Here is a 15,528-nt window from a genome sequence, read left to right as displayed (position 1 = left end):
CCTCCACCCGCTCGTCGGCCCGGCCCCTCCGACGGCGGGCCCGCCCCGCCAGTCTAGGAAGTGGGGTGTGTCGAAAACGTCTGCGAAAAGTGAGACGCCGGGACAACATGCCGACGGGTGCAGTGGTGGTCATGGACACACGTACCCCACCGCCCTCGTTCGCCCCGGTGCCCACCCCCGCACCGCCGCAGGACGGCGCGCCCCGACCTCCCCGCCCGAGCGCCCGCCGGCGCCGCACCGCCGTCCTCGCCACGGCCGTCACGGTCCTCGCCGTGGTGGCGGCGCTCACGTGGGCCTTCCTGCCCGACGCCGACCGCGGCCTGCGCACGCTCGTCGCCGACACGCTCGGCACCGAGGACGCGGGTACCGGGGCCGGCGCAGCGGGCGCCGAGCCCGGGGCCGGCGTCGCGCCGGACCTCCCCGCCCAGGACGACCCGCGCCAGGAGGACGACACGATCGACCCGTTCGACGACCAGCACCCCGCGATCGCCGGGCTCGACGAGGACCTGCGTACAGCGCTCCAGTCCGCGGCACGCGACGCGCAGGCGGCGGGCGTCGACTTCTGGGTCACGTCCGGGTGGCGCAGCACCAACTACCAGCAGAGCCTCCTCGACCGTGCGGTCGACCGGTACGGCTCGCTCGCCGAGGCCCGGAAGTTCGTCAGCACGCCCGAGACGTCCGAGCACGTGCAGGGACGGGCGGTCGACATCGGGCCGACCGACGGCGCGGACTGGACGATCCGCAAGGGCGCGCGGTACGGGCTGTGCCAGACGTACGCCAACGAGATGTGGCACTTCGAGCTGGCCACCACGCCGGGCGGCACCTGCCCGCAGCCCCTCCCGGATGCCGCGGGCTGAACCGTCGTCAGCCCAGCCGCAGCTCGACGTTGACCGCGCGCACCAGGTCGGCCGGGAGCTTGGCGACCTCCCGGTCGTAGGTCAGCAGCCCGTTGGTCTCGTCCTCGACGTCCGAGACCTGGGTGTAGACCGTCGCGGCCAGGCCGCGCGCGATGGCGGGCACGACCTGCTCGCGGTGCAGCGCCTCGAACGCGGCGCCGAGCGCGCCTGCGTCGGCGTACGTCGCGTACCCGAAGTCCTTCTCCCCGGCGACGTGCCCCTCGACCCGCAGGCTGTAGCCGCCGTACTCCGAGAGCACGAGCGCCCGCCGGTCACGCCGTGGCGGTACGCGGAACGGCTTGAGGTACACGTGCAGGCTCCGCAGGTTCCCCGCGCCCTGGTCGTGCCAGCCGCTCGCGTGGTCCACCGACCGCGTCGGGTCGAGGGCCTTGACGCGGGCCGCGACCTTGGCCGCGTCGAACTGCCCCCAGGCCTCGTTGAACGGCACCCAGACCGCGAGGCTCACGACGTCGCGCAGGTGCTCGACGGTCGCGTCGACCTCGCGGAGGAACTCCTCGCGGCCCTCGGCGTCGCCCCGGCCGAACAGGGCGTGGAACCGGTCGCTCAGGCGCAGCGGCAGGAGCACGGGCGCCTTGACGACCGCGGGCCGGTACGGGCCGCCCCCGTTGACCATGTCCTGCCACACGAGCATCCCGAGCCGGTCGCAGTGGTGGTACCAGCGCAGGGGCTCGATCTTGATGTGCTTGCGCAGCATGGTGAACCCGAGGTCCTTCATGGTCGCGATGTCGTGGACCATGGCCTCGTCCGACGGCGCGGTGAGCAGCCCGTCGGACCAGTACCCCTGGTCCAGGACCCCGGCGTGGAAGTACGGTTCGCCGTTGAGCAGCAGGCGCGGCACCCCCTGCGCGTCGGGGCCGACGCCGAACGACCGGAGCCCTGCGTAGCTGCGCACCTCGTCGTCGCCGAGGGTCACCGTCACGTCGTACAGGTGCGGGTCCGCGGGCGTCCACAGGTGCGGGTCGGGCACGGGGACGCGGGCGACCACGCCCACGGGCGCGTCGACCTGCGCGACGAGGGTGGCGCCGTCGTGCACCTGGATGCGCGCCACGGGCGTGTCCTGCCCGACGCCGCCGCCCGCCCCGGCGGGCGTCTCGCCCGCGTGGACGGTCACGTCGAGGCGGCCGCCCGGGAGGTCCGGCACGAGCGTGAGCCGTGCGACGTGCAGGGCGGGCACGGCCTCGACCCACACGGTCTGCCAGATACCCGACTGCGCCGTGTACCAGATGCCGCCCCGCGCGAGGTTCTGCTTGCCGCGCGCGTGGAAGCTGGTGTCGCTGACGTCGGTGACCTCGACGAGGAGCTCGTGCGCCGCGCCCGGCGCACCGGCGAGGGCGTCCGTGACGTCGCACGCGAACGGCAGGTAGCCGCCGGTGTGACGCCCCACCTCGACGCCGTCGACCAGGACGCGGCACGACTGGTCGACCGCACCGAAGTGCAGCAGGACGCGGCCGTCGTCGGGCACGAACCCGTCCGGGAGCGACAGGTCGCGGCGGTACCAGAGCGCCTCGTCGGGCTGGAGCTGGCGTCCCACCCCGGACAGCGGCGACTCGGGTGAGAAGGGCACGACGATCTCGCCGTCGAACTCGTCGGGCACGGTGCCGCCCAGCGAGCCCGCCGGACCGGGACCCTGCGCCGTGACGGCGTACTCCCACACCCCGTTGAGGTTGAGGTAGCTGTCGCGGGCGAGCTGCGGGCGCGGGTACTCGGGCAGCGGCGCGTCGCGGTCGAGCGTGGCGGTCCAGCGCGTGGGTAGGGTCGCGCTCATGCAGAGGACTCCAAGCGACGGGGGTGCGAGAGACGGGAGGGATCAGGAGTATCACGCCTGGGGCCGCGCCGCCGGGTCAACGGCCGAGGAAGCGCTGGGCCATCGCCTGCAGCTCGCCCTGCTCCGCCCTCCAGTCCTCGGAGAGGATGCGGAACACGAGCGGCCCGACGAGCTCGGCGACCAGCGCGCCGACGTCGTCGCTCTCGTCCAGGGCGCCGCGTTCCTGTGCGTCACGGATGACCGCACGCGCGGCGTCGCCCAGCACGTCGGTGCCGCGCAGCAGCTCCGCGACCTGCCGGTCGTGCTGCGCCTCGCCCAGCAGGGCACGGTAGGCGAGCCCGGCGTCCGAGCCCGTCAGGAAGGCGGAGAGCGCAGCGAGGAAGCTGGTGACCTGGGTCTCGGCGTCGGGACCGGGCGGCACCGAGAGCTCGCGAGCGGCGTCGGCCGCGCTCGCCTCGAGGAGGATCTCGGCCTTCGACGACCACCAGCGGTAGACGGTCTGGCGGCCGACCTTCGCCCGCTCGGCGATGCCCTTCATCGTCATCGCGGCATAGCCGTCCTCGACGAGCATGTCGTCGACGGCGCGGAGCACGGCCAGGCGTGCGTCCTCGCTGCGTGGGCGGCCGAGCGGTCGCGTGGGGTCAACCATGCACCGACGCTACCAGTTTCGATGCTCGCTGTACCGAAACTTCGACGACAGCAGTCCGACCCACCATAACGAGACCCGGTGTATCGAAACCTGCTAGCCTTTCGAGACACATTGACTCGATACCAAGGAGTGCCGTCCATGTCACCCACCACGGCAGAGCCCGCGCGCGGACCGTCCCGGCGCGCGATCACCGCGACGGCGTTCGCCTTCCTCGTCACGATGATGGGAACCACGCTTCCCACCCCGCTCTACTCGATCTACTCGGCCGAGCTCGCGTTCTCCCCCCTGACCGTGACCGTGCTCTTCGCGGTGTACGCGGTCGGCGTCGTCGGTGCCCTGTCGCTCTTCGGGCGACTCTCCGACGACGTCGGTCGGCGCCCCGTGCTCCTGGTCGCCGCAGGCCTCGCGCTCCTCAGCGCGGCCCTCTTCCTCCTGCCACCATCGCTCCCGCTGCTCGTCGTCGCACGCGTGGTCTCGGGCCTCGGCGCAGGGCTCATGAGCGGCACGGGAACCGCTGCGGTCATCGACCTGTTCCCGGCGGAGAAGAAGGCTGCGGCCGGGACGCTCGCGGTCGCCGCGAACACCGGCGGGCTCGCACTGGGCACGCTCCTCGCGGGCGTCCTCGCCTCCGCCGCCCCCTCGCCCCTGACGACTCCGTACGCCGTCCATCTCGTGCTGTGCGTCGTGGCGCTCGTCGGCCTCCTGGCCTGGGCACCCGCCCCTGCCCACCTCGGTCGCCTGCGCGTCCGACCGCACCGCCTCCGCGTCCCCGCCTCGATCCGGGGTGCGTTCGCCCGCGCGGTGCTCGCGGCCGGGACCGGGTTCGCCGTCACCGGCGTGCTCACCGCCGTCACGGCGCTGTTCCTGGCCAGGGAGCTGCATCTCGAGAGCCACGCACTCGCCGGATCCGTCGTGTTCCTCGCCTTCGCCGGCATGGCGGTCGGCCAGCTCGTCGCCCGACGGATGCGGCCGCGCGTCGCGCTTCCCGTGGGGTGTGCGGGGCTCGTCCTGGCGTCCGCAGCCCTCGCGACGGCGCTCGCCGGTGCGACGCTGGTCCCGTTGATCGTCGCCGCGACCGTGCTGGGCGTCTCCGGTGGGCTGTGCCTGAACGCGGGGATCGCCACGACCGTCGAGCAGGTCCCTCCCACCCAGCGCGGCGAGGTCTCCTCGTCCTTCTTCGCGGGCCTCTACCTGATGCTCGCCGTGCCGGCGATCGGCGTCGGGCTGCTCACGAGCGTCGTCGGTCTCCGCGAGGCGGGCCTCGTCTTCGCGGCCGTCGTGGCAGCCCTCGCCGCCGCCGTCGGGACGGTCGAGGTCGTCAGCGCGCGCAGGGCCGACTGACCCCTACGCGCCGAGCACGGGTCGGCGCGCGACCGTCAGCACGTGCGTGTCGGGCCAGTCGACCGGCTCACCCGTCGCTGCGTCCGTCAGCGTCGCCACGGGCGCGAACGAGTGCTCGACGAGCCACTCGTTGCGCCACGCACCGCTCTCGGGCCCCAGCTCGAAGCCCGCACCCGCCAGCAGGTCGGCCCACGCGTCGCCGTCCAGGTCGCAGAACCGCTCGTGGCACTCGGACAGCCAGTTGTCGGCGTAGTCCTTGGTCGTGAGGAACTCCATGGCGTCGCGCAGCGTGAGCCGGAACGTCGCAGCCGCGACCTCCTCGACCGCGAACGACGCACCGGACAGGCGCGGGAAGTCGACGGCGAACTGGCGCATCCTGGAAGCCGTCGACAACGCCCGGACGTGCGCGGCGACGTCGGGCCGCGTCCACTCGTCGAGGTCCGTCACGACGCCCGGGCTCGCGCCGTCGTCGTCCCGGAGGGTCAGGTGCACCACGCGGTCGCCGTCCGCGGGGCCGCACACGTCGCTGTTGATCCAGACCCCGCCCGGGCGGGTGTGGACGAACGTGCGGTGAGCGAACCGTCCGACGTCGAGGACGCCCTCGCCGTACGAGGAGATCTCGTGCGTGAGCGCGATCGTGACGGTCGTGTCGACGCTGCGCTCGGGCATGACCTCACCGCGCAGGATGTTGGCCTGCACGAACCACACGTTGGGGTTCGCGAACACGCCCTGCGTCTTCTTGTGCTCGGCCTCGGCCACGAGGTGGCGCGCGACGTCGACGCCGAAGAGGTCCGACTCGTGCAGGCGTGGCTCGGCCGCGACGAGCTCGAGCAGCCCTCCTGTCGCGCAGCCGATGTCGACGATCCGCCCGGGGAGCACGTACGGGCGCACCTGCTCCCACTTGCGGCGCGAGGCGTCCTCGAACGCCGCGGCGTACGTCCGGTAGTCGCGCGTCGCAGTGAGGTCGCCGTCGCCCGAGACGACCGGGTCGGCGAAGACCTGGACGATCTGCGCCTCGAGCCCGTAGCGCCGGAAGAAGCCCGGCACGACGGGGTGCGCGACGTCGGTCCACGTCGGGTCCCCCGCAGCCAGGCGCCCGACGGCGTCCCACGGGCGGGCGGGCCCCTCGCCCTGGGCGTCGGTCGCGTCGAGCTCGACGCCCACGACCCGGAACCCGAGCTCCTGGTAGGCCGCGATGACCTCCGGGGTCGAGCAGGCCACGACCGTGTCGTGCGGGTCGAGCGTCACGGCGTGACCGGTCGCCGTCTCGACGGTGGTCGCGACGAGGTGCGCGAACCGCGGGTGCGGCGCCACGTCCGGGACCGGGACCACGAGGCTCGGCAGGTGCTCGACTGCCGTCACGTGCTCGATGAGCGCCTCGCGCCGGTGCCCCGGGACCGGGTTGCGGCGCGTGCCCGCATGGTTCGCGGACGTCACGGCCCACACCACCACTGCGTCCGGGGAGCAGCGCACGGGCACGCCGTCGAGGTCGCTCACCAGCCCGGCGCGCAGCGCCCGCAGGTAGTCGACCTGGAAACGGGTCACGAGGTGGTGGCGTCCCGGGAAGAGGACATGACGGACGAGGGGGGTCGAAGGCACCCGCGTACCTTCGCGCGCCGACGGGGTCCGTCGCAAGCGGAGGCGCTCCCCTCGTCACCGTCGGCGTTCCGTGCCATCGTGGAAGAGGCGCCGACGACGCCACCCCCTGTGGATCTGCCGTGGACAAGGAGCACCCGATGGTCTCGACGACGAACGCATTCAGCAGCTTCTCGGTGAACGACCTGGACGCCGCGCGGGCGTTCTACGCCGACGTCGTGGGCATCGAGGTCGACCAGACGCCCATGGGTCTTGACCTGCGCCTCGGGTCGGGCGGCCACGTGTTCGTCTACCCCAAGAAGAACCACGTCGCAGCGTCGTTCACGGTCCTCAACTTCGGGGTCGACGACGTCGAGGCCGCCGTCGACGAGCTCGCCGCGAAGGGTGTCGAGTTCGAGCGCTACGTGGGGTTCGACCAGGACGACAAGGGCATCGCCCGCGGCCCCGAGGGCCCGGCGATCGCCTGGTTCAAGGACCCGGCGCGCAACGTCCTCGCGATCCTGAGCAACCCGTGAGCACCGCGGTCTCGTCGCACGAGCACCTCCTGGCGGCGCACGGCGACGCGATCGGGGCGTTCGACCACCTGGTCCGGCGGGTCCAGGACGACCAGTGGGACCTGCCCACGCCCGACGACGAGTGGACCGTCCACGACCTCGTCAACCACCTGGTCTCCGAGCAGCTCTGGGCGCCCGAGCTCCTCGCGGGCCGGACGGTCGCCGACGTCGGCACGGTCTTCGACGGCGACGTCCTGGGCGACGACCCGGTCGACGCGTGGATCGACGCGTCGACCCAGTCGCGCGAGGCGTTCCTCGCACCAGGCGCCCTGGACCGGGTGGTGCACCTGTCGTACGGCGACGCCCCGGCGACCGAGTACGCGCACCAGATGACGTTCGACCTCACGGTCCACGCGTGGGACCTCGCGCAGGGCATCGGCGTCGACGCGGACCTGGGCCCGCAGCTCGTGTCGTTCGTCCTGGGCTACGCCCGGCGCCGCAAGGGCATGTTCGCGGCGAGCCGCCTGTTCGCGGGTCCGCTCCCCGTGCCCGACGACGCGTCCGACCTCACGAGGCTGCTCGGACTGGCGGGGCGTCAGGCCTGAGCGCGGCGGGCTTCGCAGGGACGACGACGGCGTCCGGCCCGGGTGGGCGGGGCGCCGTCGAGGTGCGTGGCTGCCTCAGGCTTCGGTGGCTGCCTCGGTCTGGCGGCGGGCGATGCGGATCATGTCCTCGCGGGGCACGACCTTGATGCGCTCGCGCCCGTGCGGCTCCCCGAGGGTGCGCTCGTGGGCGTCCAGGACCTCCCAGTCGGCCCACTGGACCACGTCCACCCCGCGCTCGGTCAGGAACTCGACGATGCTCTCCGGCTTGGGGTGGGCGGCCGTGCGGGAGTCGGCGAGGTCCTCGACGAGGTGGCGGACGGTCTCGGACGCGTCGGACTTGGTGTGCCCGATCAACCCGACCGGGCCACGCTTGATCCACCCCGTCGCGTACACACCCGGGATCTGCGCACCGTCGATGTCGATCACCCGACCCTCACGGTTGGGGATCACACCCTTGAGATCGTCGAACGGGATCTCGGGCAACGGCGACCCGAAGTACCCCACCGCCCGGTAGACCGCCTGCACCGGCCACTCGAAGAACTCCCCCGTCCCGCTGACGGTCCCGTCCCCGTTCAACCGGGTCCGCTCGGTGCGCAACCCCTCGACCCTGCCATCCCCCAGCACCGCGACCGGCGCGTGCAAGAAGTGCAGGTGCAACCGCCGCGACGCCGTGAACTCCGACGGGTCCTTCAACGTCCAGTCCGTCAGGGTCTTGACGACCTGCTTCGTCTGGTTCGACGAGTTGATCGCCGCCATCGACCCCTCGTCGAACTCGAAGTCCTCCGGATACACGATCACGTCCACGTCCGGCACATGCCCCAGCTCACGCAGCTCGAGCGGGGAGAACTTCGCCTGCGCCGGACCACGGCGCGCGAACACGTGCACGTCCGTGACCGGCGACTCCTTGAGCCCCCGGTACACGTTCTCCGGGATCTCCGTCGGAAGAAGATCATCAGCATGCTTGGCCAGCACCCGCGCCACGTCCAACGCCACGTTCCCCGCCCCCAGCACCGCGACCTGCTGCGCCTCCAACGGCCACGTGCGCGCCACGTCAGGGTGACCGTCGTACCAGGACACGAAGTCCGCCGCACCGAACGAACCCGGCAGATCGATCCCCTCGACCGCCAACGCCGCATCCCGGATCGACCCCGTCGAGAAGATCACCGCGTCATAGAACTGCCGCAGATCATCCAGCTTGAGATCCACCCCGTACTCCACGTTCGCCAACAACCGCACATCACCACGCGCCAACACCTTGTGCAACGCCACGATGATCTGCTTGATCCGCGGATGATCCGGAGCCACCCCGTACCGCACCAACCCGAACGGCGCAGGAAGACGCTCGAACAGGTCGATACCGACCTCGACACCCGTCTTCGACAGAATGTCCGCCGCATAGATACCAGCAGGACCAGCGCCAACAATGGCGACACGCAAAGGACGAGAGCTGCTCACGGGAAAGAACGCCTTCCGGTCGAGGAGGGGAGGGGCGGTCCACGCCGGGGTCGGCAGCCGCACGCTTCGACGGTACGTCCTCAACCAGGGTTGAGGTCAAGGTGCACGGTGGAGGCGGTGAGGAGGACCCTGGGGACGGCCGTGCGTGACCGTCAACTGATCATCGACGTGTCCGTGAGTTATCAGTTACCGCGTAAGTGATAACTTATCGAGGTGGTGAGTTATCAGATGCGCTGGCCCTCGCTGGCCGCCGAACAACTTGAGTGGCTCTCCGTACGCGAGAGCACGACGGGCAGGAGACCTGCGCGCCGCTACACAGCCTCAATCGTCCCACCGATCGCCGAGCTGCCCGTAGTGCTCCCCGCCCCTCTTTCCGCCGAGGTCGAGGACGCATCCCGTGAGATCACGCGCTTCGACACTGAGATGGGCAGCGAGCTCGCCCCCGTCACGGCAGTCCTCTTGCGCAGCGAGTCCGCCGCGTCGTCCAAGATCGAACGACTGACTGCGTCCGCCCGCCAGATCGCCATGGCCGAGCTCGGAGCGGCAAGATTTGGATCCAACGCGCCCGTCATCGTTGCCAACACGCGCGCGATGCGCGCAGCACTCGCGTTGGCCCACCAGCCCGACCAGGACACGGTCCTGCACATGCACCACGCCCTCATGGAGCATGACGACCCAGAACAGGCAGGGCGTTGGCGGACTGAGCAGGTGTGGATCGGCGGAGTAGACCACTCGCCGGCGGGAGCCGACTTCGTCCCTCCGCACCACGAGCGGGTGCCGGGGGCAATCGACGACCTCATCGCATTCATCAAGCGTGACGATGTCCCTCCGTTGGCACACGCCGCGATAGCCCATGCGCAGTTCGAGACGATCCATCCTTTCACCGATGGCAACGGGCGCACCGGGCGCGCTCTTGTCCAAGCGATGATGCACAGCTCCGGTCTGACACGGAATGTCACGATGCCACTGTCCGCGGGCCTCCTCGCGGACGTCGGCTCGTACTACGCCGCACTCGATACCTACCGGCAAGGGCACCCGGAGGACCTCATCAGTCAGTTCGTCCACGCCAGCGCTCGCGCGGTCGACAACGGACGCCGCCTCGTACAGGAAGTTCGCTCGATCCGTGCCGAGTGGGACTCTCGAATCACGGCGCGCCGGGGTGCGCGTACCTACGAGGTCGCCGACCTCCTCACCCGCCAGCCGATCATCAACGCACAGGTCCTGAAAGAGGTGCTTGGGATCGGGCCGACGAATGTCCGGCGTCACATGGACCCGCTCACCCAAGCCGGGATCGTCACTGAGACACGGGTCCACCGCAAGGGCGTCGTGTGGTCAGCCCTGCAGATCCTTGGCGCACTCGACGACTTCGCCGAGCGGGCCGGCAAGCGCCGCCCCGGTTACGGAAAGGCAGCACCGCTGCCGTCTGCCCCTGAGGACTCTGGAAGCCCGGACGGGTCCGCGAACCGTCAGGGCTCGTAGCCCTCGACGAAGCCTCGGATCTCCCGTCGCAGGTCGTCCTCGGTCATCGGCTCTCCCCTCGAGCTACCGATCGAGAACCCATATCCCTCGATCGGCCCGTTCCGCCAGGAGAAGTCGTAGCTCCCGGGTTCGTGGGGCCTGTCGGTGACCGTGAACTCCTGACCGTCGACCGTCAGGTGCCACACCTGAGGTGACCTCCGAGGTGCAGCGCTGACACGGCTCTGCAGCCGCTCGATCCGCGGCCTCAGGAGCGCGTCCATCACCGCCGGGTCCTCCCATGTCTGGACGCTGACGAGCAGCCGGTGCGGGCCGAGGTCCCGGTGCCACGCGCCGCCCACGGGAACGAGCTCGATGTCGTAGACCACCAGGACGTCCGGGTCGCCGATCGGCTCCGGGACGTAGCCGTCGGGGAGATCGGCCTCCGAGAAGAAGAAGTTCGGTCGCACCATCTGCTCGGCCCACGCCCGCGCCTCGTCGACGACGGTGTCGAACACCGTCGCCAGCCGCTCCGACGCAGGCCTGACGTCGCGCCCGGTGGGCACCTCGATCAACCGGTCCCACCACTCGCGCCACCCGTCCGCGAGCGCCGCGGCCTCGTCGCCCGACAACGCCTCGACCGTGATGCGGGGGACGAGCGCCGGGACGTCGTCGGCCACGGGCAGCGCCAGACGGTCGCGGAGGAACAGGGCCACCGTGAAGCCGGTGCCGCGCCCCACGTTGATGTTCCGCAGGTCCTGTTGTTCGTGCGTCATCGCTCACCTCGTCGTCGGGCCCGGCAGGAGCCGGACCGCCCATGCTAGGCCCTCTCCGCCGCCGCCCTGGAGATGGCTTTCCGGCGTCCCCGATGACCTCGCGTCGAGGCGCCGATGAACGCCTCGGGAACGTTCGGGGAACGGAGCCGCTGAGGCCACTTCTCGGACACTTCGCCCTCCTAGGGTGACGGCGTCCACCCGCTCGTGACTGGAGCCCCACCCCATGACCTCCGTGTCAGCCCCCGTGCGCCCTGCGCCACCTGCACGCCGTCGGACGATCCCCGGACGGGCCTCGGCTGCCCGGTCCCGCTTCTCCCGCCCCACCCCGCGGGCCCTGCGCACCTGGCTCGCGTTCCTGCTCCTCGCGGGGCCCAACGTGGTCCTGCTGCTCGTGTTCGTCTACCGCCCGCTGCTGCAGAGCTTCTACTACTCGACCCTGCAGTGGAACATGGGCTCCCCCACGGCCCGCTCGGTCGGTCTCGGCAACTACGTCGAGTGGTTCCAGGACCCGACGACGGCCGACGTCATGGTCACGACGGGCGTCTTCACGGTCGCGACCGTGGGAGGCTCGCTGGTCCTTGGCCTGGGCCTGGCCCTGCTGCTCAACCGCCGCCTCAAGGGCCGCGGGTTCGCGCGGACCGTCGCGTTCGCGCCCTACGTCCTGTCGGGCGTCGCGGTCGGCATGCTGTGGCTGTTCATCTTCGACCCGCGCTACGGCCTGCTCTCGGCCGGCCTGCGCGCGATCGGGCTCGAGTCCCCCGACTGGTACACCACCTCGCCCTGGGCGCTCGTCATGATCATCGTCGTCTACCTGTGGAAGAACGTCGGGTACGTCGCCCTGATCTTCCTGGCCGGTCTCCAGGCCGTCCCGCAGGAGCTCAAGCAGGCAGCCGCCCTCGACGGCGCGTCCTCGGCCCGCACGTTCCGTTCGATCGTCCTGCCGCTGCTCGCGCCCACGACCTTCTTCCTCACGGTCACGACGCTGCTGAGCTCGCTCCAGTCGTTCGACATCATCCAGGCCATGACGAAGGGCGGGCCGCTCGGCTCGACCACGACCCTGATGTACCAGATCTACGAGGAGGGCTTCGTGACCGGTCGCGCCGGCTACGCGTCGGCCGTCGCGACGATCCTCTTCCTCCTGCTGCTGGTCGTCACGGTCGTCCAGCTGCGCTTCGTCGAGAAGAAGGTGCACTACGCATGAGCGTCCAGAACCCGGTCCGGGACGTCCCCACCACCGCACCTCGCACGACCTCGGGCGCGCCCCGCGCTCAGCACCCCGGGTCCCCCGTGGACGCACCACCGGCCCCCGGCGGTGCCGGCCACGGCCCGAGCGGCGCCCGCACGCCGGAGCGCACGCGCCGTCGTCGGCCCCTGCACCTGGGCTCGTACGCGACCCTCCTGGTCGCGACCGTCGTCATGGCGCTGCCGCTCGTGTGGATGGTGCTCGCGAGCTTCAAGCGCCCCGACGAGCTGTACTCGATCCCGCTCCAGTGGCTCCCGCAGAACCTCGACCTCGCGAACTACGTCCAGACGACGCAGAGCATCCCCGTCGGGCAGCTGTTCCTCAACAGCGTGGGCCTGACGGTCGTCGGCTCGACGCTCAAGCTGCTGCTCGGCCTGTGCTGCGCGTACGCGCTCGTCTTCCTCGACTTCCCGTTCAAGCGCGCGGTGTTCGTCCTGGTCCTGTTCACGCTGCTCATCCCGCAGCAGATCACGATCATCCCCAACTACACGCTCGTCGCCCAGCTCGGGTGGCTCAACACCTACCAGGGCATCCTCGTGCCGGGACTGGCGAGCGCGTTCGGGACCTTCCTGTTCCGTCAGCACTTCCTGTCGCTGCCGATCTCGATCCTCGAGGCCGCCGAGCTCGACGGCGCCGGCCACTGGCGCAAGCTGTGGCGGTTCGTCGTGCCGCTGTCCTACCCCACGATCGCGGCCGTCGCGCTCGTGTCCGTCGTCGCCGAGTGGAACGACTACCTGTGGCCGTTCCTCGTGACCGACGACGCCGAGAAGATGACGCTCCCCGTGGGCCTCACGCTCCTGCAGAGCGTCGACGGCATGAACAACTGGGGCGTCCTCATGGCCGCGACCGTGCTCGTGACCCTCCCGATCCTCATCGTCTTCCTGTTCCTCCAGCGCCGGCTCGTCGCCGGGCTCACCGCCGGAGCCGTGACCGGCTGACCTGCCGGTCCTCCCCTGTCCCCCCGGCACCTGCCGGGTCGCTGTTCCCCACCCCAAGGAGCATCACGTGAACCAGCCCCTGCCCGCCCAGTGGACCCCGTCGCGACGCGACGTGCTGCGCCTCGGCGGCCTCGGCGCCCTCGCCCTCACCCTCGCCGCGTGCGCGGGACCGACCGTCGGCGGCGGCACGTCCGCCCCGTCCGCCTCCGCGGGCACCGACTGGTCCACGATCAAGCCCGCCTCGCAGATCACGTGGTGGAGCAACCACCCCGGCGCCTCCAAGGCCATCGAGGAGGAGCTCATCCGCCGCTTCAACGCGAAGCACCCCGACATCGCGGTCAAGCTCGTGACCGCGGGCGCCGGGTACGACGAGGTCGCGCAGCGCTTCCAGGCCGCGTCGTCGTCGAACAACCTGCCCGACCTCGTCATCGCGAGCGACGTGTGGTGGTTCCGCTACTACGTCAACGGCCAGGTCATGCCGCTCGACGACGTGTTCGCGCACCTCGACGTCGACGTCGCCGACTACAACCCGACGCTGTACGGCGACTACGCGTACGACGCCAAGCACTGGGCGGTGCCGTACGCGCGCTCGACGCCGCTCTTCTACTACAACAAGGACCTCTGGGCGAAGGCCGGCCTGCCGGACCGCGGCCCCGCGACGTGGGCCGAGCTCGCCGAGTGGGCCCCCGCCCTGCGCGCCCAGGTCCCGGCCGACGGCGCCCCCCTCGGGCTCGCGACCGGCACGTCGTGGGCCGCCTGGTGGTTCGAGAACATGCTGTGGGGCCAGGGCGGTCAGTACAGCGACGAGTTCACGGTCACGCTCGACACCCCGCAGGCGCTCGCCGCGGGCGACTTCCTGCACGACCTGTTCCACGGGTCCAAGGTCGCAGGCGTCGGGACCGACGCCGGGGCCGACTTCGCCGCCGGCATCTTCGCGTCGACCATCGGGTCCACGGGCAGCCTCACGGGTCTGCTCGACGCGGCCACGTTCGAGGTCGGCACGGCCTACCTGCCCGACGGCCCGAGCGGCTCGGGGACGCCCACCGGCGGCACGGGCCTCGCCATCCCGGCCTCGCGCACGCCCGAGCAGCAGCTCGCCGCCGCGATGTTCCTCGCCTTCCTCACCGACGCGGACAACACCGCATACTTCTCCCAGAACACCGGGTACATGCCGGTGCGCACGTCCGCGGTCGAGGGAGAGACCATGAGCAGCATCTACGCGGCCACGCCGCAGTTCCGCACGGCGGTCGACCAGCTCGCCGAGAAGTCACGCTCGCAGGACTGGGTCCGGGTCTTCGTGCCGGGCGGCGACCAGATCCTCACGGACGGGATCGAGCAGATCGTGCTCAAGGGCACGCCCGCCGCCGAGGCGTTCGCGTCGATCACGCCGCGTCTCGAGAAGGCGTACCAGGAGAACGTGGAGCCCTACCTGTGACGGGCCAGATCCAGGTCGTCGCGCACCGCGGGAACTCGTCCGTCGCCCCGCAGAACACGCTCGCCGCGTTCGAGGCCGCGTGGCGCGCGGGGGCCGACAGCATCGAGCTCGACGTGCAGCTCACCGCGGACGGCGAGGTCGTCGTGATCCACGACGACACCCTCGACGCCACGACCGACGCGACCGGTCGCGTCGACGCGCTCCCGCTCGCGGGCGTCCGCGCCGTGGACGCGGGCTCGTGGTTCGCCCCGGCCTACGCCGGGCAGCGCGTCCCGACGTTCACGGAGCTCCTGGACTTCCTCGTGACCCACCCGGGCATCGATCTCCTGCTGGAGATCAAGGGCGACTGGGGTCCCGACGACGTCCGCAAGGTCACCGAGCCCGTCCTGCGCGCCGGGCTCGCCGACCGCGTGATCGGGCAGAGCTTCTGGCCCTCGACGGTCGCAGCCCTGCAGAAGGTGGCCCCGGACCTGCGCCGCGGACTGCTGATCGGCGAGCTCTCCGACGGCCTGCTCGCGACGTGCGCCGACCTGGGCGTCATGACGTGCAACCCGGCGGGTCACCTGCTCGTCGAGCGGCCCGGCCTGGTCGACGAGCTGCACGCCGCAGGGCTCCAGGTCATGGTGTGGACCTTGAACGAGCCCGCGCAGTGGACCCTGGCCCTGGTGGCCGGCGTCGACGCGGTCATCACCGACCGTCCCGACCGGCTGCGGGGGTGGCTCGCCGCGCGGTGAGACCGGCACCCGGGTGCGCCCGGACACGCGCGACGTGACGCGCCGCAGCACGTCGACGCGGGCAGAGGCCCCTGGATCTGTCTCTTATACACATCTCCGAGCCCACGAGACTACGCTGCATCTGG

General features: G+C 71.2%; 14 protein-coding genes. 9 read left to right on the top strand and 5 right to left on the bottom strand.

Annotated elements, in window-relative coordinates; genetic code table 11:
- The first annotated feature begins 131 nt into the window (after nt 1–131).
- Nucleotides 132–857, top strand: a complete 726-nt coding sequence (locus tag H9652_RS08085; RefSeq protein ID WP_191795805.1) for a M15 family metallopeptidase — start codon at nt 132–134, stop codon at nt 855–857.
- A gap of 7 nt (nt 858–864) precedes the next feature.
- On the opposite strand, the gene H9652_RS08080 is transcribed toward H9652_RS08085, so the two are convergent.
- A complete protein-coding gene (locus H9652_RS08080; protein WP_191795804.1) occupies nt 865–2,682 on the bottom strand; it encodes a glycoside hydrolase family 2 protein in 1,818 nt (605 codons plus the stop codon).
- Nucleotides 2,683–2,758: 76 nt separating this feature from the next.
- Entirely contained in the window at nt 2,759–3,331 is a 573-nt protein-coding gene (locus H9652_RS08075; RefSeq protein WP_191795803.1) for a TetR/AcrR family transcriptional regulator, read from the bottom strand.
- 138 nt (nt 3,332–3,469) lie between these two features.
- Here H9652_RS08075 and H9652_RS08070 point away from each other — a divergent pair, with 138 nt between their 5' ends.
- A complete protein-coding gene (locus tag H9652_RS08070; protein WP_191795802.1) occupies nt 3,470–4,672 on the top strand; it encodes an MFS transporter in 1,203 nt (400 codons plus the stop codon).
- A gap of 3 nt (nt 4,673–4,675) precedes the next feature.
- On the opposite strand, the gene H9652_RS08065 is transcribed toward H9652_RS08070, so the two are convergent.
- Nucleotides 4,676–6,271 (bottom strand): methyltransferase domain-containing protein, encoded by a 1,596-nt coding sequence (locus H9652_RS08065; protein WP_191795801.1) that lies wholly within the window; start codon nt 6,269–6,271, stop codon nt 4,676–4,678.
- A gap of 137 nt (nt 6,272–6,408) precedes the next feature.
- Between H9652_RS08065 and H9652_RS08060 the strand changes: the two genes are divergently transcribed.
- A complete protein-coding gene (locus tag H9652_RS08060) occupies nt 6,409–6,783 on the top strand; it encodes a VOC family protein (RefSeq protein ID WP_138826235.1) in 375 nt (124 codons plus the stop codon).
- Complete coding sequence (locus H9652_RS08055; RefSeq protein ID WP_191795800.1) at nt 6,780–7,367, top strand: TIGR03086 family metal-binding protein; 588 nt, start codon at nt 6,780–6,782, stop codon at nt 7,365–7,367. Before H9652_RS08060 ends, H9652_RS08055 begins: the two co-directional genes overlap by 4 nt.
- A 75-nt stretch (nt 7,368–7,442) precedes the next feature.
- On the opposite strand, the gene H9652_RS08050 is transcribed toward H9652_RS08055, so the two are convergent.
- Entirely contained in the window at nt 7,443–8,822 is a 1,380-nt protein-coding gene (locus H9652_RS08050; RefSeq protein ID WP_191795884.1) for an FAD-dependent oxidoreductase, read from the bottom strand.
- A 213-nt stretch (nt 8,823–9,035) separates the two neighbouring features.
- On the opposite strand from H9652_RS08050, the gene H9652_RS08045 reads away from it, so the two are divergent.
- The gene (locus H9652_RS08045) at nt 9,036–10,301 is read left to right on the top strand and encodes a Fic family protein (protein WP_318244044.1); all 1,266 of its coding nucleotides are present in this window, start codon (nt 9,036–9,038) and stop codon (nt 10,299–10,301) included.
- Here H9652_RS08045 and H9652_RS08040 read toward each other — a convergent pair.
- Nucleotides 10,289–11,053, bottom strand: coding sequence for a hypothetical protein (locus tag H9652_RS08040; protein ID WP_191795799.1), 765 nt, complete (start codon nt 11,051–11,053; stop codon nt 10,289–10,291). The genes H9652_RS08045 and H9652_RS08040 overlap by 13 nt on opposite strands.
- A 223-nt stretch (nt 11,054–11,276) precedes the next feature.
- Here H9652_RS08040 and H9652_RS08035 point away from each other — a divergent pair, with 223 nt between their 5' ends.
- The 4 genes from H9652_RS08035 (at nt 11,277) to H9652_RS08020 (ending at nt 15,403) form a co-directional block, all read left to right on the top strand.
- Entirely contained in the window at nt 11,277–12,254 is a 978-nt protein-coding gene (locus H9652_RS08035; RefSeq protein WP_191795798.1) for a carbohydrate ABC transporter permease, read from the top strand.
- Nucleotides 12,251–13,234, top strand: coding sequence for a carbohydrate ABC transporter permease (locus H9652_RS08030; RefSeq protein WP_191795797.1), 984 nt, complete (start codon nt 12,251–12,253; stop codon nt 13,232–13,234). The genes H9652_RS08035 and H9652_RS08030 overlap by 4 nt, the downstream gene beginning before the upstream one ends.
- A gap of 67 nt (nt 13,235–13,301) precedes the next feature.
- Nucleotides 13,302–14,669: an ABC transporter substrate-binding protein gene (locus H9652_RS08025; RefSeq protein WP_318244043.1), complete on the top strand. Its 1,368-nt coding sequence runs from the start codon at nt 13,302–13,304 to the stop codon at nt 14,667–14,669.
- The gene (locus H9652_RS08020) at nt 14,666–15,403 is read left to right on the top strand and encodes a glycerophosphodiester phosphodiesterase (protein WP_191795796.1); all 738 of its coding nucleotides are present in this window, start codon (nt 14,666–14,668) and stop codon (nt 15,401–15,403) included. The genes H9652_RS08025 and H9652_RS08020 overlap by 4 nt, the downstream gene beginning before the upstream one ends.
- The last annotated feature ends 125 nt before the right edge of the window (nt 15,404–15,528 follow it).

Origin of the sequence: Oerskovia rustica, assembly GCF_014836555.1 — a bacterium.
GTDB classification, from domain to species: Bacteria; Actinomycetota; Actinomycetes; order Actinomycetales; family Cellulomonadaceae; genus Oerskovia; species Oerskovia rustica.
This window is presented reverse-complemented; position numbering and strand designations above follow the sequence as displayed.

What these genes read in the sequence shown, in the direction of transcription:
- H9652_RS08085 (WP_191795805.1), top strand. Translation starts at nt 132, where the DNA reads ATGGACACACGTACCCCACCGCCCTCGTTCGCCCCGGTGCCCACCCCC.
- H9652_RS08080 (WP_191795804.1), bottom strand. Translation starts at nt 2,682, where the DNA reads ATGAGCGCGACCCTACCCACGCGCTGGACCGCCACGCTCGACCGCGAC.
- H9652_RS08075 (WP_191795803.1), bottom strand. Translation starts at nt 3,331, where the DNA reads ATGGTTGACCCCACGCGACCGCTCGGCCGCCCACGCAGCGAGGACGCA.
- H9652_RS08070 (WP_191795802.1), top strand. Translation starts at nt 3,470, where the DNA reads ATGTCACCCACCACGGCAGAGCCCGCGCGCGGACCGTCCCGGCGCGCG.
- H9652_RS08060 (WP_138826235.1), top strand. Translation starts at nt 6,409, where the DNA reads ATGGTCTCGACGACGAACGCATTCAGCAGCTTCTCGGTGAACGACCTG.
- H9652_RS08040 (WP_191795799.1), bottom strand. Translation starts at nt 11,053, where the DNA reads ATGACGCACGAACAACAGGACCTGCGGAACATCAACGTGGGGCGCGGC.
- H9652_RS08035 (WP_191795798.1), top strand. Translation starts at nt 11,277, where the DNA reads ATGACCTCCGTGTCAGCCCCCGTGCGCCCTGCGCCACCTGCACGCCGT.
- H9652_RS08030 (WP_191795797.1), top strand. Translation starts at nt 12,251, where the DNA reads ATGAGCGTCCAGAACCCGGTCCGGGACGTCCCCACCACCGCACCTCGC.